Here is an 888-nt window from a genome sequence, read left to right on the forward strand (position 1 = left end):
AAGTAGTTACCATTATCTCTTTTTTGATTCAATACCAGATAAAACACCTACTACTCCATTCAGGAAAGTTAACCCATTTTCACCCCAAATTACCCAAAACCATTTGCTATTAATTTTCCCGGTACCGAGGGATTTTTCAATTAAAGGCGTCTAAACCTTTAACGATTATTAATAATTACCAATTTTTAAAATTTAAAAAAATGAACTACTCGAAATTATTTCTGTCTGTTCTCTTTGGAGTGACAATATTGATTAGCTCTTGTGATGACGAGGAAGATGTATGCGTTGAGACCACCTGGTATCAAGATGCTGACAGCGACGGTTTAGGAAACGCGGATGTGAGTCAAACAGCCTGTGTACAACCTAGTGGATATGTGGCGGACAACAGCGATACCGACGACAGCAGTGCCGCTTCTACAGGTAGCACACCACTTGCTGCATTTGACGAATTCAATGAAGATGCCGTCACCATTTCTTTTGATGGAGATGATATCACCATCGAATCTAACGGTCTTCCTAATCATACTTCTCCTTATTGGTCAACAAGTAACAGCCTATACATTGAACCCTTTGTTGCTAGTACAAGTGAGATGTCTCCTGGTACCATTTCAAGCGGAAGTTACACGGTTACCGTTCCTGCTACTCCAGTAAAAGCTTCTTCAAGCTCTGCAACTGGATTGGGTGCTATCGGTATTGCCGTTACAGGAGCTCCTATCTTCAATGACGAAGAAGGGCCAAATATTGCTTTATCCGCAAACGTAGCCTCAGGTTTTGATTATGCAGGAGCCCATATGGGTCCTACAGGTTATCATTACCATCTTGAATCTACCGATGTAGAAGCAAATACCACACTCTCGTATGATGATGAAAAATTGATTGGCATTCTAC

1 protein-coding gene is annotated in these 888 nt (G+C 40.9%); it reads left to right on the forward strand.

Features of this window, described 5'->3' with window-relative positions; translation table 11 throughout:
* Positions 1–248 precede the first annotated feature (248 nt).
* The coding region (locus tag ADIWIN_RS11175) for a YHYH protein (RefSeq protein ID WP_235047094.1) at positions 249–888 on the forward strand (640 nt) is incomplete at its 3' end.

The sequence above is a fragment of the Winogradskyella psychrotolerans RS-3 genome (assembly GCF_000427335.1).
Lineage (GTDB): Bacteria > Bacteroidota > Bacteroidia > Flavobacteriales > Flavobacteriaceae > Winogradskyella > Winogradskyella psychrotolerans.